The sequence below is a fragment of the Rhizobium sp. RSm-3 genome (assembly GCF_001854685.1).
GTDB classification, from domain to species: Bacteria; Pseudomonadota; Alphaproteobacteria; order Rhizobiales; family Rhizobiaceae; genus Rhizobium; species Rhizobium ecuadorense.
On record NZ_MAWZ01000059.1, the window covers coordinates 54,477 to 79,619 of the forward strand.

At 58.6% G+C, this 25,143-nt stretch carries 24 protein-coding genes and 2 pseudogenes; 11 read left to right on the forward strand and 15 right to left on the reverse strand.

Annotated features, from left to right (window positions below):
• The first annotated feature begins 2 nt into the window (after positions 1–2).
• A complete protein-coding gene (locus BBJ66_RS30480) occupies positions 3–1,808 on the forward strand; it encodes a methyl-accepting chemotaxis protein (protein WP_071092809.1) in 1,806 nt (601 codons plus the stop codon).
• Positions 1,809–1,852: 44 nt separating this feature from the next.
• On the opposite strand, the gene BBJ66_RS30485 is transcribed toward BBJ66_RS30480, so the two are convergent.
• Complete coding sequence (locus BBJ66_RS30485; protein ID WP_071092811.1) at positions 1,853–2,347, reverse strand: excisionase family DNA-binding protein; 495 nt, start codon at positions 2,345–2,347, stop codon at positions 1,853–1,855.
• A 398-nt stretch (positions 2,348–2,745) separates the two neighbouring features.
• Here BBJ66_RS30485 and BBJ66_RS30490 point away from each other — a divergent pair, with 398 nt between their 5' ends.
• From BBJ66_RS30490 to BBJ66_RS30500, 3 genes are read left to right on the forward strand one after another with little or no spacing between them, the layout of a single operon-like run.
• On the forward strand, positions 2,746–3,324 hold the full coding sequence (locus tag BBJ66_RS30490; protein ID WP_071092813.1) for an ATP-binding protein: 579 nt from the start codon (positions 2,746–2,748) through the stop codon (positions 3,322–3,324).
• A gap of 10 nt (positions 3,325–3,334) precedes the next feature.
• Positions 3,335–4,171 carry a bis-aminopropyl spermidine synthase family protein gene (locus BBJ66_RS30495; protein WP_071092816.1) on the forward strand — a complete coding sequence of 279 codons (837 nt, stop codon included), beginning with the start codon at positions 3,335–3,337 and terminating at the stop codon, positions 4,169–4,171.
• On the forward strand, positions 4,164–4,748 hold the full coding sequence (locus BBJ66_RS30500; protein ID WP_190238042.1) for a hypothetical protein: 585 nt from the start codon (positions 4,164–4,166) through the stop codon (positions 4,746–4,748). Before BBJ66_RS30495 ends, BBJ66_RS30500 begins: the two co-directional genes overlap by 8 nt.
• Here BBJ66_RS30500 and BBJ66_RS34665 read toward each other — a convergent pair.
• The 3 genes from BBJ66_RS34665 to BBJ66_RS34670 form a co-directional block, all read right to left on the reverse strand.
• Positions 4,731–5,393: a hypothetical protein gene (locus BBJ66_RS34665; RefSeq protein ID WP_128146145.1), complete on the reverse strand. Its 663-nt coding sequence runs from the start codon at positions 5,391–5,393 to the stop codon at positions 4,731–4,733. The genes BBJ66_RS30500 and BBJ66_RS34665 overlap by 18 nt on opposite strands.
• Entirely contained in the window at positions 5,386–6,117 is a 732-nt protein-coding gene (locus BBJ66_RS30505) for an ImmA/IrrE family metallo-endopeptidase (RefSeq protein ID WP_244511784.1), read from the reverse strand. Before BBJ66_RS30505 ends, BBJ66_RS34665 begins: the two co-directional genes overlap by 8 nt.
• A gap of 299 nt (positions 6,118–6,416) precedes the next feature.
• Positions 6,417–7,181, reverse strand: coding sequence for a hypothetical protein (locus BBJ66_RS34670; RefSeq protein ID WP_128146144.1), 765 nt, complete (start codon positions 7,179–7,181; stop codon positions 6,417–6,419).
• A 371-nt stretch (positions 7,182–7,552) separates the two neighbouring features.
• Here BBJ66_RS34670 and BBJ66_RS30510 point away from each other — a divergent pair, with 371 nt between their 5' ends.
• Positions 7,553–8,317: a hypothetical protein gene (locus BBJ66_RS30510; protein ID WP_128146143.1), complete on the forward strand. Its 765-nt coding sequence runs from the start codon at positions 7,553–7,555 to the stop codon at positions 8,315–8,317.
• Positions 8,318–8,376: 59 nt separating this feature from the next.
• Here BBJ66_RS30510 and repC read toward each other — a convergent pair whose 3' ends face one another.
• The 9 genes from repC to BBJ66_RS30555 all read right to left on the reverse strand — a co-directional run bounded on the left by repC (position 8,377) and on the right by BBJ66_RS30555 (position 18,950).
• Complete coding sequence (repC, locus tag BBJ66_RS30515; RefSeq protein ID WP_071092822.1) at positions 8,377–9,666, reverse strand: plasmid replication protein RepC; 1,290 nt, start codon at positions 9,664–9,666, stop codon at positions 8,377–8,379.
• Between the two features lie 222 nt (positions 9,667–9,888).
• Complete coding sequence (repB, locus tag BBJ66_RS30520; protein ID WP_071092825.1) at positions 9,889–10,854, reverse strand: plasmid partitioning protein RepB; 966 nt, start codon at positions 10,852–10,854, stop codon at positions 9,889–9,891.
• 68 nt (positions 10,855–10,922) lie between these two features.
• A complete protein-coding gene (repA, locus tag BBJ66_RS30525; RefSeq protein ID WP_071092828.1) occupies positions 10,923–12,131 on the reverse strand; it encodes a plasmid partitioning protein RepA in 1,209 nt (402 codons plus the stop codon).
• Between the two features lie 232 nt (positions 12,132–12,363).
• Entirely contained in the window at positions 12,364–13,425 is a 1,062-nt protein-coding gene (locus tag BBJ66_RS30530; protein ID WP_071092830.1) for an ABC transporter ATP-binding protein, read from the reverse strand.
• A 22-nt stretch (positions 13,426–13,447) separates the two neighbouring features.
• A complete protein-coding gene (locus BBJ66_RS30535) occupies positions 13,448–14,302 on the reverse strand; it encodes a sugar phosphate isomerase/epimerase family protein (RefSeq protein ID WP_071092832.1) in 855 nt (284 codons plus the stop codon).
• 35 nt (positions 14,303–14,337) lie between these two features.
• Positions 14,338–15,576 carry an ROK family transcriptional regulator gene (locus BBJ66_RS30540; protein WP_071092834.1) on the reverse strand — a complete coding sequence of 413 codons (1,239 nt, stop codon included), beginning with the start codon at positions 15,574–15,576 and terminating at the stop codon, positions 14,338–14,340.
• 41 nt (positions 15,577–15,617) lie between these two features.
• Positions 15,618–16,460: a carbohydrate ABC transporter permease gene (locus BBJ66_RS30545; RefSeq protein WP_049730799.1), complete on the reverse strand. Its 843-nt coding sequence runs from the start codon at positions 16,458–16,460 to the stop codon at positions 15,618–15,620.
• A complete protein-coding gene (locus tag BBJ66_RS30550; RefSeq protein WP_071092836.1) occupies positions 16,457–17,386 on the reverse strand; it encodes a carbohydrate ABC transporter permease in 930 nt (309 codons plus the stop codon). The genes BBJ66_RS30545 and BBJ66_RS30550 overlap by 4 nt, the downstream gene beginning before the upstream one ends.
• A gap of 265 nt (positions 17,387–17,651) precedes the next feature.
• Complete coding sequence (locus tag BBJ66_RS30555) at positions 17,652–18,950, reverse strand: ABC transporter substrate-binding protein (protein ID WP_071092839.1); 1,299 nt, start codon at positions 18,948–18,950, stop codon at positions 17,652–17,654.
• Between the two features lie 288 nt (positions 18,951–19,238).
• On the opposite strand from BBJ66_RS30555, the gene BBJ66_RS30560 reads away from it, so the two are divergent.
• Positions 19,239–20,285 carry a Gfo/Idh/MocA family protein gene (locus tag BBJ66_RS30560; protein ID WP_071092841.1) on the forward strand — a complete coding sequence of 349 codons (1,047 nt, stop codon included), beginning with the start codon at positions 19,239–19,241 and terminating at the stop codon, positions 20,283–20,285.
• On the opposite strand, the gene BBJ66_RS30565 is transcribed toward BBJ66_RS30560, so the two are convergent.
• Positions 20,282–21,421: an ROK family transcriptional regulator gene (locus BBJ66_RS30565; RefSeq protein WP_071092843.1), complete on the reverse strand. Its 1,140-nt coding sequence runs from the start codon at positions 21,419–21,421 to the stop codon at positions 20,282–20,284. The genes BBJ66_RS30560 and BBJ66_RS30565 overlap by 4 nt on opposite strands.
• A 114-nt stretch (positions 21,422–21,535) precedes the next feature.
• On the opposite strand from BBJ66_RS30565, the gene BBJ66_RS30570 reads away from it, so the two are divergent.
• Positions 21,536–21,748 carry a hypothetical protein gene (locus tag BBJ66_RS30570; protein WP_071092845.1) on the forward strand — a complete coding sequence of 71 codons (213 nt, stop codon included), beginning with the start codon at positions 21,536–21,538 and terminating at the stop codon, positions 21,746–21,748.
• Positions 21,749–21,800: 52 nt separating this feature from the next.
• Positions 21,801–22,343 (forward strand): hypothetical protein, encoded by a 543-nt coding sequence (locus tag BBJ66_RS30575; RefSeq protein WP_071092847.1) that lies wholly within the window; start codon positions 21,801–21,803, stop codon positions 22,341–22,343.
• Between the two features lie 63 nt (positions 22,344–22,406).
• Here BBJ66_RS30575 and BBJ66_RS35565 read toward each other — a convergent pair whose 3' ends face one another.
• Positions 22,407–22,592, reverse strand: coding sequence for a hypothetical protein (locus BBJ66_RS35565; protein WP_083335662.1), 186 nt, complete (start codon positions 22,590–22,592; stop codon positions 22,407–22,409).
• Positions 22,593–23,045: 453 nt separating this feature from the next.
• Here BBJ66_RS35565 and BBJ66_RS30580 point away from each other — a divergent pair.
• From BBJ66_RS30580 to BBJ66_RS30585, 3 genes and pseudogenes are all read left to right on the forward strand, one after another.
• Positions 23,046–23,779 (forward strand): annotated as a pseudogene (locus BBJ66_RS30580) (RHE_PE00001 family protein); the annotation flags it as partial.
• 69 nt (positions 23,780–23,848) lie between these two features.
• Positions 23,849–24,034, forward strand: a pseudogene (locus tag BBJ66_RS35570) (agmatinase); the annotation flags it as partial.
• Between the two features lie 20 nt (positions 24,035–24,054).
• Positions 24,055–25,125: a phosphotransferase gene (locus BBJ66_RS30585; protein ID WP_244511788.1), complete on the forward strand. Its 1,071-nt coding sequence runs from the start codon at positions 24,055–24,057 to the stop codon at positions 25,123–25,125.
• The last annotated feature ends 18 nt before the right edge of the window (positions 25,126–25,143 follow it).

Here is a 25,143-nt window from a genome sequence, read left to right on the forward strand (position 1 = left end):
CAATGAAATTCTCCATCCGCATGCAGATACTCATCCCCATGGTGGCCACCATCGTCGTCGGCTTCGGCAGCGCATTCCTGATCGGCTACCAGGCAATCACCGGCCAGACCCGGGTCGCCGCGGTGGTGCAGGAGGCGGTGAACGCCAAGCTGGTCTCCGCGCATATCGAACAGCAGTTCAGACAGGCCACGTCAGTCGTCGACCGGGTGCTGTCGATGACCAATTTCGTGCCGGCGACCGAGGTCAAGGCCGAGTTCGACGCAACCGACGGCGCGCTCTCGCAATCGCTCGATGAGCTTGGCCGCATCGATCTCGCAGCTTCGCTGACCGAAGGCGTACGATCACTCGGCCAGGCGCATGAAGTCTGGGAAAAGGATGTCAGGATCAGTCTCGGCCTGCAGCAGGCTGACGAGGTTCCGACGGACGAAAAGCTGGCGCGTTCGCAGCAGGCGATCCTGAGCGGGATTAGCGCCGTCAACGCCATCGTCGATAAGATCGCGACGGAGAGTGTGGCCGACGCCGGCAGCGCGCTGGAGACGAAGATCGAAATCGAATTGGCCTTGGCGGGCCTTGCGGCGATCATCGGCCTCGGCATTCTGATCGCCATCGCCCGGCATGTGTCGCGCCCGATCCAGCGCATCACCCAATCCATGCAGGCGCTCGCAGGCGGCGAAACCGACAAGGCGATCCCCTATGCCGGGCGCCGCGACGAGATCGGCCTGATGGCCGGTTCGGTGGAAGTCTTCCGTCAGAATGCCATCGCCCGAACCCGGCTCGAAACTGAGGCCGAGGAGAACCGGCGGCTGGCGGAAGCAAACCGGCTGGCGGATCAGGAGCAGGCGGAGGCCAGCGCGGCCGAGCGGCTGACGGTCGCCACGTCGGGGCTGGCGGCTGGGTTGAAGCGGCTCGCGGAGGGCGACCTCGCTTTCAAGCTCTCGGACCGGTTCGCGCCGGAGTTCGAACCGCTCCGACATGATTTCAACGCCTCCGTCGAGCAGCTTGGCGGCACGCTGCTTTCCGTCTCCGAAAGTGTATCGATCATCAATTCCGGCACCCGTGAGATCAGCAACGGCTCCAACGAACTCTCCGGCCGCACCGAGCGGCAGGCGGCGACGCTCGAACAGACCGCTGCGGCGCTGAGCGCCGTCACCGCCAAGGTGTCGGAAGCCTCCAAGATCGCCGATGAGGCTCGCGGTGTCGCCGACAGCGCCAATCGCAGCGCCGTGGCTTCAGGCAAGGTGGTGGCCCAGACGGTCGAGGCCATGGGCCAGATCGAAGAATCGTCCAAGCAGATCAACAATATCATCGCCGTCATCGACCAGATTGCCTTCCAGACCAACCTCCTGGCGCTCAATGCCGGCGTCGAGGCGGCCCGGGCCGGCGAGGCCGGCAAGGGTTTTGCCGTCGTTGCCCAGGAAGTGCGCGAACTGGCGCAACGCTCGGCCCAGGCAGCCAAGGAGATCAAGGAGTTGATCGGGCGGTCGTCCGCCAAGGTCAGCACCGGTGTCGAACTGGTCAGCCAGACCGGCGCCGCCCTTGGCGACATCGGCCGCTTCATCGTCGATATCAACCGGTTCATGGAAGCACTGGCAGGCGCGGCGCGCGAGCAGTCGACCAACCTGTCGGAAGTCAATGCGGCCATGCACCAGCTCGACCAGGTGACCCAGCAGAATGCCGCGATGGTGGAGGAAACCACGGCGGCCAGCGTGACGCTGGCCGGCGAGGCCGAACGCCTGCGCGAACTGGTCACCCAGTTCGAACTGGGCAGGGCGGAGCCGGGCACGCGGACCTATCGCGACGCGGCGTGAGCGGCGCCGACCTCAGGCCTTGAGAGTTCGGCATCAGGAACCTGTCAGCGAGGCTTGTTTCCGAGTTGGTAGTCGCCGACGTCCTCACTCAGAGACGTCAACCGATCCAGTGCCGTGGCCCGTTTGGCGTCCCGAGCTGCCTTGAATGCCGCAACATCCGTTGCTCTCAAACGGCGGTGACTGCCAACCAATTCCGCCGGGAGTTCACCAGTATCGACCAACCGGACCAGATACTGCCTGGAAACGTTCAGAATATTCGCCGCAGCCTGCGTTGATAGCATCTCTTCATCAGGCAGCACTGTCACCGGGCGCCCCTCCGCAAGAAACTCAGCCGCGCGATACATGATCTCGGCCAATGCATGGGGCACTTCCACACGCTCGCCATCGGCGTCGACGACCTGAACACTTCCTCTCTGCTTTTTGGAGGTCACCCGTAAAAGCGATGCGATGCGCGCAGCAGCCGATCTCTCGGGTGCCGGAACGGCATTCGGGATTCTGACAGGATTTTTATCCTGTGATCTGCGATGTGATACAGCCATGCCGACAATATGGCGCGCAAACGCTATAAGCGCAACTAAATGACCGCAACGAACTGATCCAGAGCCTTGAACTCGTTTGGCCGTAGGCTCGTACCCGGTGTTGATCTGCTCGCGAGTTCCTCCCTCTGAACTTCAAAGCGGTGTCTCGCGTTCGGCGGGGCTATCGGCATCCGGCGGGATGCAGTTCGCTCTCCATTCTTGTACGCAGGCCATCACGATGACGCGTTTTCCGGATCAATCAATGGCGGACGACATCTAATTTGACAGGCGCTTTCTTATTCTTGTTCACCTCATGCTATGTGCAACAGTATGTCCGGACGTACATCAATTTCCGAAACCTATTGTAGTCTTCTAAAAATATACTACCTTCTCATGTGTTGGGTGAGGAGCGGAAGATAATGAAGACAATTTATCTAACGGGAGCGCCTGCGGCGGGAAAGAGCACAACAGTTCAGTTACTAAGGGAAAAGATAAAAGAATTATTGGTGTGGGAATATGGGGCCGAACTTACGCGCTATGTAAGGAGCCGCCCACAAATTAACAGTCAATCAGATCTTCGCCGTCTTTCTGCTGATGTCATCACGCCTCAGGACATTCTGGCTGTCGATAGAGAATTGTTGAATTTCGTAGAAATACACCGCGGATCGGCACCCATAATTATTGATAGTCATCCAGTAACGAAGGAAGATTACGGGTATCGCATCACTGCGTTTTCGGAAGACCAAGTCAAAGCGTTGTCTCCGGACGAAATCTGGGTTCTTTATGTATCGCCCGAGATTGCAATTCAGCGCATCACCGATAACGCGCAAGGCCGCCCAGCAATCGATGTCGAGCAAGCGCGTATGCATACTACGCTGCAGGCATCGGTTGCGGCAAGTTATGGCATCGCAACGGGAAGGCCCGTGTATTTATTCGACGCCAATATTGAGCAGCGAACGCTCGTAGAGCGACTCGTAGCTCGCCTGAACAAACAATGATGAGGTCATCATGAGGGAACAGGTTGACCTGCACAAGGCCATCAATGCGGTTTCTGATGTAGTGCAAAATAGGCCTCGACCGCTGAGGGACTTTGATCAGATCCATATGAAAACCGGCGACATGGTTGTCCAGAGTGAGATTGTCGCTGATTGGGCTGACAAGAAGCGTCTTGCTTTTATCGGCGACGGTGACGCGATCAGCGTTTGCGTGGCATATTTGATGGCCCGGAATGTTCTGTCGTTCGGACCGTCGAAGATTACGGTTTTCGATTTCGATGAGCGGACTGTAAATGCAGTAAAGCGGTTCGCCGATAAAGAGCGGCTCGATCATCTTGATGCCGAACTCTACAATTGCCTGGATGCCTTTCCAGAGCGGGGTAAATACGATTGCTTCTACACCAATCCGCCATGGGGCGCCTCAAACGACGGCGAAAGCGTCAATATCTTCGTCGAACGGGGTATTGAGGCCGTTAGCTACGATGGTGACGGCATGATCGTTATTGCCGACGATGATGAGTTGGAGTGGCCAAAGCGGGTGCTCGCCAATGTTCAGTCGTTTGCTTCGAACCGGGGTTTTTACGTCTCCCGGATGCAACGCAAGCTCCATGAGTATCATCTGGATGACGCGCCAGCTCTTCGTTCCTGCAACCTGTTTGTTAGCTCGCTCCCGAAGAATGGAGGAAAGCGAAATCCCAGCCAACCGACAGCTGCGGACCGGCTGAAGAATTTCTACGGCAATCTTCAGGATCCAAAGGTTAAATTTGTCAGGGAGAGAAAACGCCCTGACTATGGCAAAGCGTCAGATGACGAATATGAACTCGAACTCTTGGAGGCACACGTTGACTGATCTTATTACGCCAGGCGCCGGCATCCTATTCATGAAGGTTGGGACCCACGCTCAGGAGACGCTTGCAGATATCATCAAGAGAAAATCTCAGGAGATCAAAGAGACTGGATATGGTCTTTGGGGATACGGCGGTAACACCTGCCATCCGACCTCCATGGTCCAACCATTTGCAAAGGGATTCGAGGCAGCGGGCAAACCGATCCATCTCTGCATGGAATCGATGCTTTCCAAGCATTTCGCCGAACCTTTATGCGCCGCTGAGTTCTCTTTGGATGGAATAAAATGGGAGAAAATTCCTGACAGTATTGAAGTGCGAGGATCTCGCTTTGCTTTGAAAATCGGCGAAATCTTTGAGAAGGATTTCAAGTTGCCTTTAAACAGAACCAGGGTGCCGGTTGGGCCGAATGCAGGTCGGTTGGGGAGCCGCTACATTAGTGGCCGTGTGGACAAGGCTTGTCTCGAAGTACTCGCCGCGCCTGAAATCGTGAATCGCGACGAACCCGTTGCTGAGCGGCAGATCAACTTGGTCGCCGAACTTAAGGCGCCTTATGCTGTTTTCCTAAGAAACTATCGCTGAGATTGCGGCGGTCTTTAGAAGAACAGTCGGTGCTGATTTTCTAACGGAACTAATATAGCTCTCAAGGCCCTGTCGGACTGATCGTTCAGATACTTTATCTACGTGACAGGAGAAGGAAATTGTCAATGAACGGTCGACCTGCGGCTCGCGACATATCCGGGTTCGAAGGTTGGTCAAGCCTATAATATCCAGAAGGGAATATATGAACTGTTCCAAGCATGCGACTCGTTCTTCCGGAAGGGAGCGCCCAATGGCTTCTAGCGCCGCAATCGCTCTCTTATCGCCGGTCAGCAGTAACGGTGACGCCCGGAAAACGAGAACTGCGAAAAGTTGACTCTCGCCCGCATCAAGCTCAAGCGAAAGGTTAATTGCTTGTTCTTCCAATTCAGCTGCGAACTCTATTTCGGCTTGAGTTGGCTCAATGCTTAAAACAGATGGCAGAAGAGCTGCCCATTGACCGCTTAATCCCTCAACGTCTCGTACATCACGGGCTCTCTGTATCCGACGACCAACGGCATATTGTGCGACACGAAGCATAGCTAGCCGCCGGTTGTGACGGGCCGCCAAATCAATAAGATCGACGGCCGACCCATAGGCACATGACTTTAGGACGATATCGTTATCGAGAAGAACGAGTTCAGCCATTTGGTCCAAGCATTATCTTCTCCAGATAATCTGCGGAGTCATCGTTCAATTGGCCCCAATCCAATTCACGACGTGCGATTCCGTTCACCTCCTGCCAGACAGGCTTGCTTTCACTGTAAATATGTTGAAGCGCCGCCATCGCGACCGCCCAGTTCTGAGTACGATGCGCAAGGCACAGTGCAAGTGTGCCAGGTTCGATACCACGTCTTGGTCCCGCCTCAAGTACGGACCGCGCAAGAGCCTTGGCTCCGAAGCTAGTCACATTGGTCGTTATTTCCGGGCTTGGTGAACCAGTCAGCAGGGTAATGGCATATGCGTCCGCTTCTTCTTCTTGGGGATCGCCTCTTGTGTCGTATTCAGTTTCTTCAAGATCGACGATTGCCGACGTCCCTTGAAGGTGGCCGAGCATAATGTGCCCGATTTCATGAGCCAAGGTAAAGGCAACAGGTGCTGGAAAATTGGCGTCACGCCCAAGCAAAATCGCGTAGCGCCCTTGATCTTCCACGACCATCGCATGCATTGACTTCCGGTCAAGCGGAAAAACGCGTAGATGAATCACGGGGATACCGACGCTCCAGCAAATCGCAATCAGGGACTGCAGATCGACGAAGGGCGCATTTGACAGTGTTGCCGTGCGCAGATCAACTGCCGACACGGACGGAAGATCTATCGTTCTCGTGGCTTTGATGAGGAGCTTACCGATGGAGACGCCGAATGATGTCATCACGTCTTGCCGGACATCGTCACCGGCAGATAGGTGCTTGAAGCGTGCCCGATCTCGCCAAATGAACTCGACCCGTTCACCAAGAAGCGGCCTAGGGTTTAGTCCGAGCTTACGCGCGAGCGTAAACCTAAGCTCGGCCCGACTGGAGGGACTCGCTTCCAGTTCATCGGACCACCATTCTGGCCATGCGGCGTCGATCGCCTTTTCGGTCAGGCCTGACTTCCGCAACTGCTGTCGGAGTTTATGGGCCTCTGTGCTCACGAAAATCCCGTTTATGTTACCGACACGGTGCGTAAGAGCTAGAAAAGGCCCAGTTGAGGTCCTTCATCAGCTCGTGTCGAAGATCGATGTCGAAGCTCTGACGCGAACTCCATCCACGCCGCAGGATCTGCTGCCTTCACGCTGTTATAAAGAGCAATCTGAGAATCCGTAAGCGGAAGAGGATCGGATAGCCGAATCCAATAGCTTCCGGTTAGGCTCGCTTCGAGATTGACTTCATATTCAGCGGCGGTTTCGCTTGAGTCTACCGGCCTGAGCAATGCGGTGACTTGCGACGCGCCGATCTGTCCGCCGTTTGGTCCAGCATTTCGAAACGCGTGATGATTGAATGGAGTTCCAAATTTCAGCTTTAGCTCTTCATCACTTCGACAAACCAGGGCGAAATGCTTGGTCTTTTCATTGCCACTTCCACTGCTGCCACGGCTTGTGATCAGGGCAAAGGGCGGGAGCTGCCGTTCTGCCCCGTCGTGGTCGATATAACGGCGCCAGACAACGACGCTTGAAGGAGCAGAATCAGCGAGCTTGGGTTTGCTCTTCATGATTGAGAAATAGACAGGAATGTTCTTTCTCAGGCGGGCCAGGGCAGAGACTGCTCTAGAAGGTGCATTTCCGACACCCCAGAAAAAAACTCCTCCGCCCGCACGACGCTCATTTTCCTTCCGCTGCAGGATGTCGCTCAATCCTTGGCCTGCCTCGCTCTGCATACGGGACCAACAGACATAGGTGTCGGAAATCGAAGAGTTCCGTTGTTGATGCTCAAAGGGGATTTGTACAGAGTAAGCCATTTGCTAGTCCATTTTGCATTTTGAACTTGCATGAGCCTGTCTCTCCCTCAACCTGAATCCTCTGAGACTTCAACCTCAACAGTGGAAAACGAAACTTGAGCTGTGGATGGACGACTTCCTCCTAGACATTGGCAAATTAGAACAAATAGAGAACATTTGCAAGTGCGGCGTTTGTTTTGCGCACGTTTTCTCGGCAGCAAGGAGGCAGGGCCCAACGAGGAAACGTTAACGAGAACAGAGAGATTGTTCGTCGCCACAAATGTGAGGATGCCAAGATTGGGATTTACCGTACATTGAGTGCAAAACCGTTCTATGATTGTAGCCGTTGCCAGATGGCAGCTTTACCTTGCTGAACGCAGAGTGGTGTTTGCATGCTGATGTCATCACGAAGAGTGTTGTCTTCGCCCGTGTTGGTAATGGATGCGCTTGGCTTTAGGAACAAGATAAACGCCTGCGATAGAGACGGTCTGCTTTCCCTGTGGGACGAAATCGACCGACAGTACGTTGCATTTCGGGCAAAATTGCCCAACCGCGTAGCCCTCCAGATCGGTTCACGGATCTTTGGAACTCGGGAATTCAGATCGTTACGGCTGAACGACATGTTCGTGTTGCATTCTGGACGTGGCATGCCAGATCCTGCGTTGCGATTTTTGGTTGCTGCCTCAATATTATATCAGCAAATGCTGGTGCTCGGATACATTCCAAGGGGTGGACTGGGGTTTGGTGACATCGTCAGCGGAGAGGGTCTTCTGATTGGCAGCGGCTTTACTGATGCTTACTGTTTGGCAGAAGAACGTTCATCAGAATCGAGAAACGTTTGCGCCATCCAGGTTTCTCCGAAATTTCTGGCAACTATCGGGAAATCAAGGCGAGCAATGAAGCTTCTTTGCTTCTACGAGGGGCACTTTTTTCTGCACCCATATCGGTTGCTTGACTCAGAGCTGGGGACATTTGATGCTAGCCGCGTGCTGGACTGTCTCACAGCCGCTTCGACCAATGAAGCAAAGTTCTTGGCTACCAAACAATTCCTTTTAGGGTTCGAGGATTATGAGGCCGCATCGGAGCCGAACTCGCGGTCGCATCAATTTATCTCTGATTTCCAACGCAAATCAAACGGTGCTGATGAAGGCGTCTAGATCTGGTGGTCTAACCATGTGTGCAAAGCTCTGACGTATAATCCCGCCAGATATTAAGGTTATCCGCCAGCCCGCTGCCTGGGAAAGCGCTCCCCCGCCCGCAACAGCGCCATCAGCATCCGGCCGAGTGCAAATTCGCCGCGTTCGGCGCGTCGTGTCAGGTCCCTGAGATAGCCGCCGGCGGAGTTGATGCGCCCTCCCCGCTGCAGAATACAGGCCATGACGGCGGCGGCGTTCTCGGGTCCCATCACCCTCGCCGCTTCCTCATAGGCCGATGCGCTGACGGCCAGCATCGAGCGCACGACGATCGCCGCCATCATGAGGTCCCGCCAGCTGGCGACCGCCCCGTCTGGCCCGTAGTCGACAATATCAGGGCAGGCCTGGAGAACCGTGCCGAGCGGGACGGATTTCAATCCTGCGGCATTTGTCCGGGCAGTGGCCGGCGCCCGCTCCCCGTCCTTGCCGGCAATTCTTGGTTCGCGCCTTTCCAGTCCTGCCCTCGGCTGGTGATGCCGGTTCGGCTCCTGCCTCGCTTCCAAGCCCGGTTCAGATTCAGATATGGATTCGGGATTCGAATTCTGTATGTGGTGCTCAATTCGGGATTCATTGGTGCTCGATAATTGATTTTTATCTTGTGATTCCAATGTATTGATGATGTCGCGGCGCACTGTCTCGAGCTCTTCCAGGATCGGCGCGAGGTTTTCGGGCGTTGCCACCCTCGGGATGTGCTCCAGCAGCGCATGAAACATCGAAGAGATGGGCTCCCAGTCGCCGGGAAGTGCTTCCTCGATGGCGGCGGAGATGAGCTTGGCGATATCGCGCCGGCAGATCGTCAGCCGCTCTTTCATTGCGCGCAGCATCTGCCGGTCGGCGGCAATGCGGGCGGCGATCGTTTCGATCTCGGTGGCGCGGGCAAGAAGCGGCGCCAGGCTGAAGCCATAGGCCTCGTCGACGCCGCCTTCCCTGTTGCGGCGGATATAGCGCTTGCCGTTCGGACTGTCCTTGCGGGAGATAAGTCCGGCCTCGACGAGACCGGCGAGATGCCGGCGCAATGTCGCGGCCGCCATGCCGCGTGCCCTGAGGCAAAGCTGCATGTTCGAGGGAAAGACGACCAGTCCTTTTTCGCCGGACAGCTCGTCGTCGGGAAAAAATGTCAGCAGCGCATCGAGCACCGTCAGCGCACGATCGCCGACGCCGAGACCCGCCCGGGCCTCGCAGACCGATCTGAACAGCTTCCACTTGTTGCGCCGCGTCCCCGCCTCGATCGCTTCGCCGCGCCGCTGTTTCAGCAGCATGCCAAGCGTCATCGGCCGCCGCCCGAAGGGCGTCGTCACAGATTCACTCTCCATTTCCTTCACCTTCAATCAGGCAAAAGAAATCCGCTCACCGAAACGACGCGAGGAGAAAAGTGCTGCAGCGTCTTTTACGTGTCTGAAAAGGCACGCGCGGCGTTGCCGGACTCTTGACTGGGATTCGTGAAAATGCGATTCTCTGTCTTGCTTAAGGATAGGAGAAGGGCTTCCACGACTCAGGTCGTTTGGGGGCCTTTTTCTTTTGCGGTTTCAGTCTCCTTATTTGCTCTCCTCTGCGAGGAATTGCTCATAGAGCGCATCCAGCCTGCCGGAGAGAAATTCCCCGAAGCGGCCGGCATTCCTCGCCTTCATTGAGAGCGAGAACGCCTTGCCGTCATTCTTCATTTCCGCCTGGACCGCCTTATCTAGCGGCTGCCATTTCACCTTCCTTGCCGCTGCCGTTTTCTTCACCGGCCGCGCGCTTTTGTTCAGCGCCGCATAGAGCGTTTCGAAACGTTTGTCGGAGGGTAACTGATGAAAGCTGTCGTCTTGCAAGACCTGGGCGACACTTGCTGCATTGGCCGATTTGCCGGCGAGCAGCGACAGCTCCACCCAGCGTTCGCGGCCGATGCCGGGTGCTGGGCCGATCGCCTGGACGACCTCCGGCGAGATGCGATCCATCACCGAAAGCATCTTCGAGATCGACGCCGCATTGGCGGCAAGGGCTGTTGAAATGACCTCCCTGTCGTAACCGAGTTCTTCCAGCCGCCCGGCGAAGAGCGCCCGCTCGATGAAGGTGAGATCGGCGCGGGCCGAATTCTCCTGGCCCTGGGCGATGACATGGGTGCGGTCGTCGACCACCTTAACGACCGCCCTGACATTGCGGCCGAGCTCGCGGGCGGCGCGCAGCCGCCGGTGGCCGAAGACGACTTGATAGTGTCCGTCAATCTTGGTGTGGGGGCGCACCAGAATGGGCGTATCCTGCCCGCGCGCACGGATCGCTTCGACCAGCCCGCGGAATTCCTCGTCATCCTCGGACAGGCGGTCCTTGACGAAGGAGACCTCGACGACATCGGGGTCGAGATCGACGACCGCTTCGCCCTCCAGGAATTTTTCCGCCTGCTTGGCGAGTTCATCCAGCGAGCGGACGAGCGAGCGGCCTGCCCCGCGCATCGGATAACTCGGCGCGCCAGCATTCTCGTCAGGCATGTCGGCTAGCCCTTCCAGCAGATTCTTTCGTGCCATCACGTCCTCCGATTGCGGTCAATCAATTGATTCGGTTCAAGGAAACAGCGAATTTGTCAGCCGACAAATCACCGCCCCCAGGCCCGATGAATAAGCTCGGCGATCTCTGTGTTGACGGCGTCCATCGCCTCCAACGCCCGGTCATAGGTTCCCCGGTTCATCGACGATCGCTCGACCTCATAGAGCGTCTGCTTGGTGATCCCGGCATCCGAGATCGCCGTCGACTTGACCATCTGGTGCTTCAGCATGAATTCGTGGAACATCGTCGACATGAAGCCGACCATCTGCGCCTGCGGCACGTCGGTCGGTTCGTAGCGGGTGATGAGATAGCGATACCAGGAAAGGTTCACTTCGGCGCCGGCCGCACGGATCGGCTTCAGGATGCCGCCGAGCATCAGCAGGAACTGGCCCATCGACATGACGTCGAGCATCTGCGGATGAATGGTGATCAGCACGCTGGTCGCCGCCGTCAGCGCCGTCAGCGTGAGATAGCCGAGCTGCGGCGGGCAATCGATGACGACGACATCATAGCGGTCATCGACCTCGGCGAGCGCCCGCGAAATGCGGGTGAAGAAGGTCTTGCCGTCATTGCTCGACTTATCGGCCATGGCAAGCGGCGTATCGTATTCGTATTCCTGCAGGTCGAGATTGGCCGGCACGATATCGAGGCCGGGAAAATTCGTCTTATGGATGATCTCCGAGAGCTTCTTCTTCTCGCCGTCGTAGCGGATCGCTTCATAAAGGGACGAGGCCTGGTCGAATTCCGGCTGGAAGCCGTGCAGGGATGACAGCGATGCCTGCGGATCGAGATCGACGGCAAGCACGCGGTGGCCGGTCAGCGCCAGATGCTGGGCGAGATGGGCAGCGGTCGTCGTCTTGCCCGAGCCGCCCTTGAAATTGACGACCGCGATGACCTGCAGCTTCTCATGGCTGCGGCGATGGGGAACATACATGCGGCTCTCGGAGCGGCCGTGCGCATCGAGATAGCGGCGCAGCTCCAGCATCTGCTCGGCGCTATAGGAGCGGCGCCCGGAAGGCGAGGTCTGCGGGCAGGGGCCTTTGCCTTCGAGATGCAACTTCTTCAGCGTGCTTTGCGAGGCGCCGACATAATTGGCGACCTCCGCCAGGGAGAAACTGCGTAGTGTCTTCTTCGCATTGGGAGGAAAGCGCTGCACGCTGAGCAGATGCAGCTTCTTTGAAATCACGTCGCCATGCTCGAGGATCTGATCCTCGAAATGCAACGGCGCCTTGTTCAAGGCGGTCAAATTAGCGTTCATCGGCAGCAATCTTTCGGATAACGATTTTCGGGATCAAAAGTCCTTCTAACCGTTATTATCCGCGATTCTCCGATGCCGGCCAAGAATTTTAAGGTTAACGCATATTAACCTTTTCGGCGTTGGTTCAAGTACTTGGCCGTCTCGTGAAGCGTTAAGAGTTTTCGGGGCCGGGGGCGCGTCTTACGCGCCCCCGGCCGCCACCCGGCCGAAGGGGAGGGGGCATTCGGCGGGCTTACTCGAGCGGGACTTCGCCTGATGTGATCCGCTGCTCGTCGGCGGCAAACAGGTGAACGGCATCATGGGCCGGTGCGATCTTGAGCACGTCGCCGGGGGCGGCCCTGATCCGTTCCCGAAAGACGCAGGTGAGTGTCTGTGTGCCCAACCGAACGATAACAAGCGTTTCCGAACCCGTCGGCTCCACGACGACAGTCGTTACCTCGATGCCGTCGGGATCGAGCCTGATATGCTCAGGCCGAATGCCATAGGTCACGGCGTCGCCCGGGCGGCGCTCACTCGGCAGCAGCAGACCGTCGGCGGTTTTGAACCCGGCTTCCGTCATGCCGCCCCGGATGAAATTCATTGCCGGCGAGCCGATGAAGCCGGCGACGAAAAGATTGTTCGGCCGGTCGTAGAGCTCCAGCGGCGAGCCCGACTGCTCGATCAGACCATCCTTCATGACGACGATCTTGTCGGCCATGGTCATGGCTTCGATCTGGTCGTGAGTGACGTAGATGGTGGTCGTCTGCAGCCGCTGATGCAGTTCCTTGATCTCCGAGCGCATCTGCACCCTGAGTTTGGCGTCGAGGTTCGACAGCGGCTCGTCGAACAGGAAGACGGCCGGGTCGCGTACGATCGCCCGGCCCATGGCGACACGCTGTCTCTGGCCGCCCGACAGTTGTTTCGGATATCTTTCGAGAAGATTTTCGAGGCCGAGGATCTTGGCGGCATTGCCGACCCGCTGGTCGATCTCCGCCCTCGGCATGCGTTTGAGCCGCAGGGAAAAACCCATATTCCTGGCGACCGTCATGTGCGGGTAGAGCGCGTAGTTCTGGAACACCATGGCGATGTCGCGATCCTTGGGCGCGAGCTCGTTGACGATATGCCTGCCGATCTGGATCTTCCCCGAGGTGATGCCCTCCAGGCCGGCGATCATCCTGAGCAGCGTGGATTTCCCGCAGCCGGATGGGCCGACGAGGACGACGAACTCGCCGTCGCCGATATCGACCGATACGCCTTTGATGGCTTTGAACGCGCCGTAATCCTTGCGCGCATTGTTGACCGAAACATGGGCCATGACAGTCCTCCCGAATTCGCCGTCAAAGTCCGTTCAGGACCGTTTTGAGATAATCGAGGCCGAGGCGTTCGCCCTCCTGGCGCGCCGACAGATCCTTGCCGGGCCAGCCGTAAGCGGCGTCCTCGTGCTCGATCGACAGCGTGCCGTCAAAGCCAAAGCCGCGCGCCTGGCGCAGGAAGCGCGGCCAGTCGAGAAGGCCGAGTCCCGGCAGCTTGTATTGCCACCAGCCCTTGCCGTGATAGCCGACAGCCTGCAGGACCTCCTTGTCGATCGCGGTATCCTTGGCGTGCAGGATGGCGATGCGGTCTTTCACCGCCTCCATCGCCCGATAGGGATCGACGCCGATGCGGATGAGGTGCGAGGGATCGAATTCCAGCCCGAAGCGGCGATCTTCGATCCTGCGGAAAAGCTCCTGCCATCCCCTTGGCGTCGTGCCGATGAAATTATCTTTAGGCCCCGGCCAGTTTTCGATCGCGAAGATGAGACCGGAGGATTGCGTCTCTCCGATCAGCCCGTTCGCGAATTCGGCGAAGTCGTCATAATTGGCATCTTCGCCGGCGCTGTCGTCGCGGCCGGGGAAGATCACGAAGATCGGGACGCCAGCCTCGCCGATCGCCCTGGCAAAATCGGCTGTCCTTGCCCTGAGCTGCCGGCGTTTGTCGCGGTCGGCATCGAGCTGATTGCCGAAATAGGTGATCGAAGAGACGAAGAGATTGCGGCTGCGGGCAAGCGCGACGGCGGCCTCGACCCGATCCGGCGTCTTGATATGGCCGCCGACATCGATTTCGATGGCATCGAACCCCGCCGATGCGGCGAAATCCACCACTTCTTCAAGCGGGCGATCGTTGAATGTCGAGGTGTAAAAGCCGATCTTCATCAAAATCCTCCCATCTTCATCAAAATCCGGCCGTTTCAGCTGTTCAGGCGGTCCATGTTTTTCAGCGGCGAACGTGTGCGTTGAGCCGCATCGGCCGATGCGAGCATGAGGGCCGCCGCCATCGGCATGGCCGCCGCGCCCATGGCCGAGGCATCCTCGCCAATTGAGGCGCGATGCAGCGAGGGCAGGTTGGCGTCTTCGGGGTCGAGATGTTCGTGCACATAACGCAGCAGCTCGTCGACGATACGGATCGGCAGCCGGCCGCCGACGAGGACGGCGTCGGGATCGACGATCAAGCCGATATGCTTGACGGCGACGGCCAGATGCGCGCTCATTTCCTTCAGCCACTGCGAAACCAGGCGCCTGCCATGCGCATCCAGCGTCAGCAGATCGTGCGGGACACTCACCTCGATGTCGTGACGGGCAAGAAAATCGTAAAGCGAAAACAGCGAGAATATTTCACCGAGAAGCTGGACCTTATGGGCCTTCTCGTCGCTGCCGTCGGCAATGGGAAGCCAGCCGATTTCGCCGCTGAGACCCATGGCGCCGCGATGGCCGTTGCCGTCGAGCACGAGACCGCCGCCAGGGCAGGCGTTGACGGCGATATAGAAGAAGCTGCTGCTTTCGGCGCCGAGGCCATAATCGAGTTCGGCAAGGGCTGCGGCATTGGCTTCGTTTTCGATGAAGACGGGATGCTGGGTCAGGTTCTCCAGTGCCGCGCGCACATCGAATGCCGTCCATTCCTGATAGGCCTTGGGCTTGCCGAGCAGGGAGATTTCGCCGAGCCAATCCGGCATCGCCAGGCCGATGCCGGCGAGTCGCGCATCGTCGATCAGCCGGCTACGCTGGAAATGCGAAATCGCATCCGATGTCAACTGCATGAATTCACCAGGCAGGATGAAGCGCTTTTCGTGATGCACCCGGGCGCGGACATTGCCGACGGCGTCGACCGCCAGGATCGTCAGATGGTCGCGGTCGATGTTGATGCCGATCGCAAAACAGGCATCCGGATTGATCTCCAGTTCGATTGCCGGCTGGCCTCTGAGCCCATGCCGCCGGCGGGCTTCCATGATCAGCCCCTCATCCAGCAGCCGATCGACGATGCGGGCGATCGCCGGTTTGGTAAAACTGGTGCGCCTGGCGATTTCGGCGCGCGAGATCGGCGCCTGGCGATGGATGCAGCGCAGGACGACAGCCCTGTTATGCTCGCCGGCATCTTCGACATTGGCGCCGGTCAGATCGGGGGAGGGCCTGGCGCCGAGTGTCTGGTTCATAGGGTCGAATCCTTCATCAATCATCGAGACTGAACCGATCCTCATCCCTTCACCGCGCCGCTGGTCATCGCGCCGAGGATCAGTCTCTGGAGCGACAGGAAGGCCACGATCGCCGGAACGACGGAGATCAGGCAGGCGGCGGCAAGCAGCTGAATGGACGAGTCGGTCTGCATGCCGCGGAAGTTAAAGATTCCGACGCCGATCGGCATCAGGTCATTTTTGGTGAGCAGCAGGAAAGGCACCAGGAATTGCGACCAGCCGGCAATGACGGTGATGATGAAGACCGAGGCGATGCCCGGCGCCGACAGGGGCAGGATGATGCGCCAGAAGACCGAGAAGCGGTTGCAGCCGTCGATCATGGCGGCTTCGTCGAGGCTGCGCGGAATGCCGTCGACCGTGCTCTTCAACAGCCAGGTCGCCAGCGGAACGCCGAGCGCGATGTAGACCATGACGACGGCAAAATGGGTGTCGAGCATGCCGAGCCGGTTCATGTAGCGGTAGAGCGGCACCATGATGACAAGCGGCGAGATCATCTGGAAGAGCAGCAGCCCCATCATCGAGAGGCCCTTGCCGCGGAAATTGAAGCGGGAAAAGGCGTAGGCCGCGGGCAGCGCCACGATCAGCACGCCGAAGCCGCTCAAGGCCGCGAGCTTCAGACCGTTCCAGAGATAGATCGGGAAATAGCTGTTGTTGAGCACCGTGATGAAATTGTCGATGGTGGGGTTCTGAGGAATATAGCGCGCCGCGCCGCGGTAGATCTCGCGCTTGTCACGCATCGCCATCGACAGGAGATAGGTGAGGGGGCCGGCGAAGAAGACGAACATCGCCAGCATGAAGAGATAGCTTAAGGCGTCGCCGAGCCGCGTTCCGGTCCTCCCGCTCATTGCTCTTCCTCCTTGGGCAGGAATGACGCGTAGACGAAGGCAAGCCCGAGGCTGATGATCAGCATCAGAACCGAGAGCACGCTGCCGCCGGAGAGATCGTAGTTTCTGAAGACGATGTTGAAGACGTAGAGCGAGATCACCTCGGTCGCGCGGCCCGGCCCGCCGCCGGTCAGCGTGATGATCGCGTCGAAAGTGTTCACCGTCTGGATGGTGATCAGGATCATGTTGACGAGGATGGCGGCGCGCAACTGCGGCAGCGTGACGAAGAAGAACTGCTGCGATGCGGTTGCGCCGTCGACTTCGGCCGCTTCATAGAGCGATGGATCGATCGCCTTCAGCGCCGCATACATCACGACCATCGAAAAGGCGGTGCCGCGCCAGATGTTGGAGATCAGCGTCGACCATGGCGCGATCGCCGGATCGGAAAGCCAGGCGACGGTTGGCATGTGCATCAGCCTCAGAATGCTGTTCAGCGCGCCGTAAGGCGCTTCGGAAAACAGCATCTGCCAGATGATGCCGCCGGCAATGCCCGGCACGACCCAGGCGACGAGCGCCGTCGTCCTCAGGATGGTGGTGCCGAACAGGCCGCGTTTTTCGCCGCGGATGACCGTGACGGCGACCGCAAGGCCGAGGATCTGCTGGCCGATGACGCTGCCGCCGACGAAGATCAGCGTCGCCCATAAAATGTCCGGCAGCTGCGGCGAGCTCAGCGCATTGACGATCGAGCCCAGCGTATAGTCCTGATTGTCGCCGATCAGCGTCGCATTGGTGAAGGACAGCCGGAAAACGTCGATGACTGGGTAGAGGTAGAAGATGCCGATGACGACGATCACGGGCATGATCCAGGGCAGCGGCGCACCGGCGAAACGGCGCATGAACGTTCTGCTTTGAGGCGGGCTGTCAGCCTCGATGGCAATAGGGCTCATTGGCTTCCCTGTCCTGACTTGGCAAACCCGGCGACGCCTGCGGGCAGGCGGCACCGTTGTCTAAAGTGGCGGAGATAGCTGCCGATGGCTGCCCCTCACCCTAACCCTCTCCCCGTAAACGGGGCGAGGGGACGTGCCCTGCGAGGCGCTGGTGAGGGACGGCGAGCTTGCGGCATCTTCCCTTCTCCCCGTGATAGACGGGGAGAAGGTGGCGGCAGCCGGATGAGGGGCTGCTCTCGCCAATCTCCTGAGCTTAACCACAGCATCACAGCCGCTTGTAAGCCTCCATCGCCGCGCTGAAGGCGGCATCCAGCGCTTCTTCAGGTTTCTTCGTACCCGAGAGCACATCGCCCATCATGATCTGGATCTGGTTGGATATTTCAGGATAAATCGGCACGCCCGGACGTGCCTGCCCGTCGACCAGCGCCTTGGCGAAGGTCTTGTTGGCTTCGGTCGAGAAGACCTCGTATTTGTCGAACAGCGATTTGCGGGTCGGCAGCTGCTGCTGCAGCGCATTGGCCGGCCCCATATAGACCTCCCGTGCGAGGTTGGCGCACATCTCGACCTTATCCTTGTCCTTGCTGAAGGAGGCGATCGTCCAGCCGCCAGTGCCGGTCGAGCGCTGATCGGCGGTGGGGCCGGGGATCGGCGAGAAGGTCCAGTTCTTGAACTCCTCCTCGTCGAGCGTCGACTTCAGCTGCGCATATTGCCAGTTGCCGCCGATGAAGAGGGCAGTCGTCGCAGCCGCTGCCGCGGCATTCATGTCGTCGTAATTGGCAATGGTGCTGACACGTTTGGGCGCTGCGCCGGAATCGACGAGATCCTTGAAGTAGTTCAGCGCCTTCAGGAATTTCTCCTTGTTCTCGCCTTCACCGAAGACCGGCTTGCCTGAATCGTCGACGAGCTTGCCGCCGAGTGCCCAATAGTTTGCGAGCCAGTCGAAGGTCGTGCCTTCCCAGCGCCCGCCGTTGAAGAGAACGCCTTCCATACCTTCCTTGGTGGAGGCAAGCGCGGCCTTCTTCAGATCGTCCCAGGTTGCAGGCGCATCTGCGACCACAGACTTGTTGCGGTAGAGCACACGAAGGTCGGTATCCCACCACCAGGCGCGCACCGTCTTGTCCTTGTCGGTGATGCCGCTGCGGATGAAGGGGAAGAGGTCGTCCACTTCTTCCTTGGAGAAATAGGGCGTGAAATCGGCCAGGACATGATTGACCATGAACTGCGAGAGCACGAAGGAATCGACGGCCGCGCAATCCGGCGCATTGCCGGCCTTGGCCTGCTCCAGCATCTTGGCCTGTTCGGTGCCGATGTCGGAGGACATGAATTGCATCTGCAATTTCCAGTCCGGGTGCTTCTTGATGAAATCGACGAAGAGCTTCTGATAGCCCTCGGCGATAGCGGGATCGGAATTGTTCGGGCTGTCGTTCGTCAGGCGGACGACGAGGGTCTTGGCCGCATCGGCAAGGCCGATCCGGTCCTTGGTGGCTAGTTCCTGGGCAAATGAAACGGATGCTGAAAATAACATTGTGCTCAGCGCAAATGCGCTGACGGTGGCGCTCTTCATGATGGGTCTCCTCCCCATTTGAATGAATGCAGCCTGGCGGTCGGTTGACCTCTCCTCATTTCCGTGCTGCATTAATTAGATTAAGTTACTTTGATTTGATGTCAAGCCAGAGCTTGAGAAGGCCAGACCTTGGGAGGTTGAGATGCTGGCGACGATCAACAGCAGCTAGCGCATATCCCGGCGATTTCCAGAGGAAGAGCACGAGGCAATCGCGGATAACCGCGGGGGCCGGACTGTCTTACACGGCTGCCTAGGCTGCCGGAAACTGTAACTCTATGGGAGGAAAAAATGCGTCTACTCATTCTCGGCACCGGCGGCATGGCCAACCAGCACGCTGCACGTTTCAAGGCGATCGAAGGCGTCAGCGTCGTCGGCGGCGTCGATGTTGTGCCGGAAAGGCTTGCCGCCTTCTGCACCGAACACGGCATCGCCAATCATTTCAGCTCGCTTGAGGAGGCTCTCGCCTGGGGCGAATTCGACGCGGTTGCCAATGTCACGCCTGACAGCATCCACCACCCGACGACGCTTCAGGCGGTGGCTGCCGGCAAACACGTCTTCTGCGAAAAGCCGCTCGCCACCGATGCGGTCAAGGCAATGGAGATGACCGAGGCGATCGAACGCTCGGGCAAGGTCGGCATGGTCAATTTCACCTATCGCAATTCGCCTGCCCTGCAGAAAGGCCGGCAGATGGTGCTTGCCGGCGAGATCGGCGCAGTGCGCCACGTCGAGGCGTCGCACCTGCAAAGCTGGCTGGTCGGCCGCCACTGGGGCGACTGGAAGAACGAAAGCAAGTGGCTGTGGCGGCTGAGCAAGAAGCATGGGTCGAACGGCGCGCTCGGCGATATCGGAATCCACATCGTGGATTTCGCCTCCTACGGCTCCGGGCTCGACGTCGCCCATGTCTTCGCGCGGCTGAAGACCTTCGACAAGGCGCCGGGTCACAAGATCGGCGAATATGATCTCGACGCCAATGACAGCTTCACGATGAATGTCGATTTCACCAATGGGGCGATCGGCACGATCCAGGCGACGCGCACGGCCGCCGGCCAGATGGACCAGCTGCGCCTCAGGGTCTATGGCGAAACCGGCTCGGTCGAGATGATCTACGATACCGGCATATCGACGCTGCGCGCCTGCCTCGGCGAAGACGTGCACACGGCGACATGGCGCGACGTGCCCTTCGATCCGGTCGAGACCAATTACCAGCGTTTCGTCCAGGCGGTGCGGGCGGGCAAGACCCAGGAACCGTCCTTCCGCCGCGCCGCCAATATCCAGAAGGTGCTCGACAAGGCGCTGGCCTCCGATCTCAGCCACAAGGACGAGGCACTCACTTAGGCCGAAGCCGGCGGCAGCAGCAGGGTGTTGAGGAAGGGCAGGAGGGCAGCGCCGAGCGCCACGCCGCCGCCGCTGAAGCTTGCCGGTTTCATCGGCGAGATCCACGGCGTGAGGATGGGTCGCGTCGACGTATCGCGCCGCTCGATGGAAAGCTGATGGATCAGCGCCTCGATCACGCCCTGCGGCAGGTCTCCGCCGATCATGACGACGCCGGGAGCGAAGAAACCGGCCATGGCGATGATCGGATCGAGCAGATGGCCGGCGGCCTCGCGTATCCATTGCGACAGCAAGGGACAGGAGAATTCCTCGCCCCTGATCAGGCGGGCGAAGTCCTCGTCGCCGATGCGCGCGCGCAGGGAGCCGAAGCCGACGACGGTGTTGAGCTGGACATTATCGGGCCCGGTCAGCATTTCGCCGATACTGCCCGCCCGCCCATGCACGCCGGAATAGGGGACGCCGCGAACGAGAAAACCGGCCTGGACATCGTCATCGATGATGATCATCGCCAGACAGCCCTCAGGCATGGCGCTACCGATGGTGCGCTCGGCGAGCAGGCTTGCGGTGCATTCGTTCTCGACATAGGGGCGCGCGATGGTCGACATCGCGGCGATCGTGTCGCTCTCAGCTTCCGTCCAGCCGCTGGCGGCGATGCCGAGGCCGATGACCGGCAAGGCAGCGTGCCGATCGACCATATCACGGGCGGCCGCATGCACCAGCCCGACCTTGTCCGCCGGCTCCACGTCGAAATAGGCCCGGTCATGCACCTGGCCGCTCAAATCGATCAGCACGATCTCGCCGCGCCGTTGGCGAAGCTTGACCCCGACCGAAAAGGCGCCTTCCGGCCGCAGCGCAAATTCCGTCGCGGTTGCACCACCGCCAAGTCCATTGCGGCGGTTCGACGTGACAAGCTTCTCCTCGGCCAGCCGCCGCAGAATATTGGTGATACCAGGCCCGGTCAGGCCACTATGCCGCCCCAGCTCGGTGCGCGTCAGCGGCCCATGCCGGCGGATCGCTTCCAGGATGACGCGAATATTGCGGTCGGCGATCTCCCCCGACCTCAGACCCACCGTTTTGGCGCGCGGAACGCCCATCTCCTGGGTGTGAAGCCGACGCGGCCCTGACCGAAGATACCGCATGACCGTCTTTCCTAGAGCAACATTGCGGTTGTGTAGCACGCTTGCAGGTATTCGTAACGATTTTCCAATAGACGCGTAGCCAACTAATTCCGTTGCCTGCTTCAGGAGGTCAGGATGGCGTCTATACCTGCTACAGCTGAGTTGACGTCGACGATCGCTCGTTTAGAGCAGCGGTATCGTCGCCACGCTGACGCTACCACTCTTTTCACTGTCTGTGAAAAGCTCTGCGAGCGTTTCGAAGAAGATTTGGCGGACGAGCGCGATGTTCTGCTCAGCAAGGCGGCTGCATTGATGCTGATAAAATATTGGGTCGAGCAGGCGGCATAAATGCTTTTCTCTCTATGAAACGAGACTTTTCCCTAAGGATTGATTTCAACACATGGCCGATGGACATTCTCCCGCCGCCGACCGCGACCCAAACGCCACCCAGCCAATTCTCGTCTTGCGAGGGAGCGTCAGATACCTCTTCATGATCCTTGGCGTGATGGCGCTCTTTTTCGTCTACCTTTCACTCATCGCCCTTGGGCAGATCGAAATGAGCAAACGCACGAGCGGTGTCGGAGAGGGCTTCTTCGCGATCGTGTTCCTCGCCCTCATCGCCTATGTTGTGGTAAATGCTCGAAAGGTGGACTTCACTAAGCCCATAATGGTGATCGGGCCTGACGGCATTACTGCTCAAAGGCTGCCGAAGCCCATCCCTTGGTCAATGATCGAACGTGTCGATATCCCCCAATCCGGGCAGGCGGAATTCATCTATCTGATTGTCCGCAAAGACGCTGATCCGGAGATGCTTGGACAGTTGCGCAAGTGGCAGCCTGTTGAAGGGACCGTCGCGATACCGCACAGATGGGTTCCGGGGTTCAGTTCAAGCGAAGTCAAGGACATCGTAAAGCGCTATTTTGAGCGCTCACGACAAAGCTGAAGCCGAATGGATTTTCTGCTTCCGACGGCTCATCCCCTGATGTCGTTCTGCCGGCCATACGATTTAGTAGCTGCAAGGACGGTCGTTGCCAAAGCCGTCCCGGCAGGCAGGTCTTAGTCCAAAGTCCACGCTGCTGTATCCAACCGAGCCGGTTTGCACTGAGTCGGTCGAACTCGTTGTGCATGATGACGACACGGCAACCGCGATGACGGCTGTGACCGCTGCGAGTATTTTGCGAATCTGGAGCATCCCCACCTCCCCATCGCTGGCCGAGGGCCAGCGTCATGAATGTGATTGTCAGGCAGATAGGCCGATACCGCGCCCGGTAAACCGTTGTCGTCAATCAAGATTGCGTTATTCCTTGACGTCTTGCAATCGACTGATGCCGAAACTGTCGCCGCCCCTAACTTTTTTCCATTTTTCCAATTAAGTAATTGAAATTATTAAGGCGAAAATCGAAAATTTCAGACCAATTTTTAAAATGTTCCCGTAACTCGTTTCCAATCTTGTCGCCTTCCTGAATAAAGATACAAAAAAGCCCGACAACGTCGGGCTCTTTTTGCAATTACGAGGTTGTTTTCAGACCGATAGATGCTGCTCCAAATCCTCGCGGCGGTAGATTTTCGCTACGTGCTTGACGCCGCGAAGAACCGGTTCAATACCAATGCGGTCGAGCTTCTTGACGTGCCTGGCACGGCACCGGCCGTCGGCGAGCCGGCCACGACACTCAGCGAGGCTGCCGGGGAGGGGGAAGGAACGGAGCTGGATCCGTCGGGTCCGTTGGCGGCGGAGCTTGCGGCGATCGACGCAATTATCGCCCGCTCGAAGCAGCGTTGACCCAAGCCAAAAGACCTGGCCGGCGCGCCACACGGGACAAAGATCCGCTGGTCTACGATCTCGATTGGAACGAGGACGAGCAGCTCGACGAATGGCGTGTCGTCCTGACCGAGACCGAAGGTCTGCCGCCGGTGTTGCGCGCCACGCTATTGATCGATGCCTGGAACGATATGCAGGTCCTGCAGCACGCGCCCTGGCCTGGCCGGCTGCTGGCTGCGGCGTCCCTCCGGCAGGCGGGACTGACGACGAGCGCGCATCTCGCCGCTTTCTATCGCGGCTTGAAGTCCATCCCCGTCGAGCGCCGCCGGCATCCAGATCGCGACACCCGGCTGCTCGCCATCGCTCAGGGGCTGATCGCGACGGCGGAGTTCGGGATGAGGGAGCATGACCGGCTGGCGCTGGCAAAACAGATGATGGAGCGGCGCCTGGTTGGCCGACGTTCGTCGTCAAATCTGCCGGGCCTGATCGAGCTGGTGGTGGCGCGGCCGCTCGTCTCGGCCGGCATGGTCGCCGAGACGCTCAACCGCGCCGGCGAGCGTCTTGATAACGTTCTCCTTCTTGCTCGATCACGGAGAATACGAATATGTATACAATGTTGACTACAATGCGCAAATGGTCATAATAGGCTTCTTGATTGCGGATGGAGATTTGGTCAGAAGAAAGAGGCAGTGCCGGAGATTCCCAGTCTGGACGACCTGCGGAGACGCTATTCGAACGCTTCAGGCGGTGAGATGTACGATCCGGAGTTTCGAAAGGTCGCTGAGTTGGTTTTTTGGCGAGGGGATAGTCGCCAGGCGCCCGACTGCGGTGTTTCGACATTGCTGAAAGCACCGTATCGGCCAGACGCCGCACCAGTAACAGAATAGGGCCTGCGTTGAAAAAAATTTCTAAAACAGGTGTGCTCGGTGCCGAACTGGAAACTGCTTCCACCCCCGTGCCGCGCGATCAAGCCCAACGACTTGCTCGCGACCATTACGGCCTCTCTGCCCGCGCGGAATGGCTGTGGGGTGAAAAGGACAGCAATTACCGCCTGATGCTTGAGGACGGTACTGCCTATCTTTTGAAAATCCTAAACCCTGCAGAGGATCCTCTCGTCACCTCCATGCATAGCATGGCGCTTTTACATGTGGAGGGCGTGGACCCCGGAATTCCTTGCCAGCGTGTCGTCCACACACGTGACGGTGCCGCGGATTTTCGCTTTGTGGCGGGCGACGGCAGCGAACGCGGTGTGCGCATGGTCACCTTCGCGCCCGGCGTTGCACAACGGACCGCGCCACAGTCTCCTCTACAGCGTTGGCGGGTTGGCGCGCTGCTCGGACGTTTGCAAAAGGCCTTGAAGAGCTTTTCACATGAGGCTGCCTCCCACCGTATCACCTGGGATTTGAAACATGCGATAGGGATGCGCGAAGTCCTGCCGACGTTTGCTGATATACATCAGCGGAAACGCCTCGAAAATGCGATCGATGAGTTCGAGACGATGATTGTGCCGGTCATGGACTCGCTACAGGCACAGGTAATCCACAACGACTTTAATATGGAAAACATCCTTGTCGATACGACAACGCCCGATACAATCACTGGCCTCATCGATTTTGGTGACATGGTGCACGCGCCCACGCTTTTCGACTTGGGCGTCGCTGCTGCCTACCAGATCGGGGATGGACCCGATCCGGTAGAGGCGATATGCGATCTTATCAGGGGGTATCGCAGCGAATGTTTCCTGTCCGACACTGAAGTCGACCTTGTCTACACGGCAGCGGTCATGCGGTTAGTGATGCGGCTTTGCATTCCGAAGTGGCGCGCGCGGCTGTTTCCCGAGCATACCAAACGGTTTACAACCCAAAGCGCCAGCGTTTGGTCCCAACTGACGCGTCTTGATGCAATTCCGAGGACTGTCGCTATTGAAAGACTGCGCGCGGCCAATCGACAAGGATCAAGAGAATGAAAAGACCCGTTTCCACCA

Coding starts and splice junctions, on each gene's coding strand:
- repB (WP_071092825.1), bottom strand. CDS start 10,854: ATGGCACGAAAGAATCTGCTGGAAGGGCTAGCCGACATGCCTGACGAG.
- BBJ66_RS30575 (WP_071092847.1), top strand. CDS start 21,801: ATGGCCGATGGACATTCTCCCGCCGCCGACCGCGACCCAAACGCCACC.
- BBJ66_RS30530 (WP_071092830.1), bottom strand. CDS start 13,425: ATGGCCCATGTTTCGGTCAACAATGCGCGCAAGGATTACGGCGCGTTC.
- BBJ66_RS35565 (WP_083335662.1), bottom strand. CDS start 22,592: ATGCTCCAGATTCGCAAAATACTCGCAGCGGTCACAGCCGTCATCGCG.
- BBJ66_RS30485 (WP_071092811.1), bottom strand. CDS start 2,347: ATGGCTGTATCACATCGCAGATCACAGGATAAAAATCCTGTCAGAATC.
- BBJ66_RS30540 (WP_071092834.1), bottom strand. CDS start 15,576: ATGAACCAGACACTCGGCGCCAGGCCCTCCCCCGATCTGACCGGCGCC.
- BBJ66_RS30550 (WP_071092836.1), bottom strand. CDS start 17,386: ATGAGCCCTATTGCCATCGAGGCTGACAGCCCGCCTCAAAGCAGAACG.
- repC (WP_071092822.1), bottom strand. CDS start 9,666: ATGGAGAGTGAATCTGTGACGACGCCCTTCGGGCGGCGGCCGATGACG.
- BBJ66_RS30555 (WP_071092839.1), bottom strand. CDS start 18,950: ATGAAGAGCGCCACCGTCAGCGCATTTGCGCTGAGCACAATGTTATTT.
- BBJ66_RS30505 (WP_244511784.1), bottom strand. CDS start 6,117: ATGACATCATTCGGCGTCTCCATCGGTAAGCTCCTCATCAAAGCCACG.
- BBJ66_RS30545 (WP_049730799.1), bottom strand. CDS start 16,460: ATGAGCGGGAGGACCGGAACGCGGCTCGGCGACGCCTTAAGCTATCTC.
- BBJ66_RS30510 (WP_128146143.1), top strand. CDS start 7,553: ATGCTGATGTCATCACGAAGAGTGTTGTCTTCGCCCGTGTTGGTAATG.
- BBJ66_RS30480 (WP_071092809.1), top strand. CDS start 3: ATGAAATTCTCCATCCGCATGCAGATACTCATCCCCATGGTGGCCACC.
- BBJ66_RS34670 (WP_128146144.1), bottom strand. CDS start 7,181: ATGGCTTACTCTGTACAAATCCCCTTTGAGCATCAACAACGGAACTCT.
- BBJ66_RS30495 (WP_071092816.1), top strand. CDS start 3,335: ATGAGGGAACAGGTTGACCTGCACAAGGCCATCAATGCGGTTTCTGAT.
- BBJ66_RS30570 (WP_071092845.1), top strand. CDS start 21,536: ATGGCGTCTATACCTGCTACAGCTGAGTTGACGTCGACGATCGCTCGT.
- BBJ66_RS30560 (WP_071092841.1), top strand. CDS start 19,239: ATGCGTCTACTCATTCTCGGCACCGGCGGCATGGCCAACCAGCACGCT.
- BBJ66_RS30535 (WP_071092832.1), bottom strand. CDS start 14,302: ATGAAGATCGGCTTTTACACCTCGACATTCAACGATCGCCCGCTTGAA.
- repA (WP_071092828.1), bottom strand. CDS start 12,131: ATGAACGCTAATTTGACCGCCTTGAACAAGGCGCCGTTGCATTTCGAG.
- BBJ66_RS34665 (WP_128146145.1), bottom strand. CDS start 5,393: ATGGCTGAACTCGTTCTTCTCGATAACGATATCGTCCTAAAGTCATGT.
- BBJ66_RS30490 (WP_071092813.1), top strand. CDS start 2,746: ATGAAGACAATTTATCTAACGGGAGCGCCTGCGGCGGGAAAGAGCACA.
- BBJ66_RS30565 (WP_071092843.1), bottom strand. CDS start 21,421: ATGCGGTATCTTCGGTCAGGGCCGCGTCGGCTTCACACCCAGGAGATG.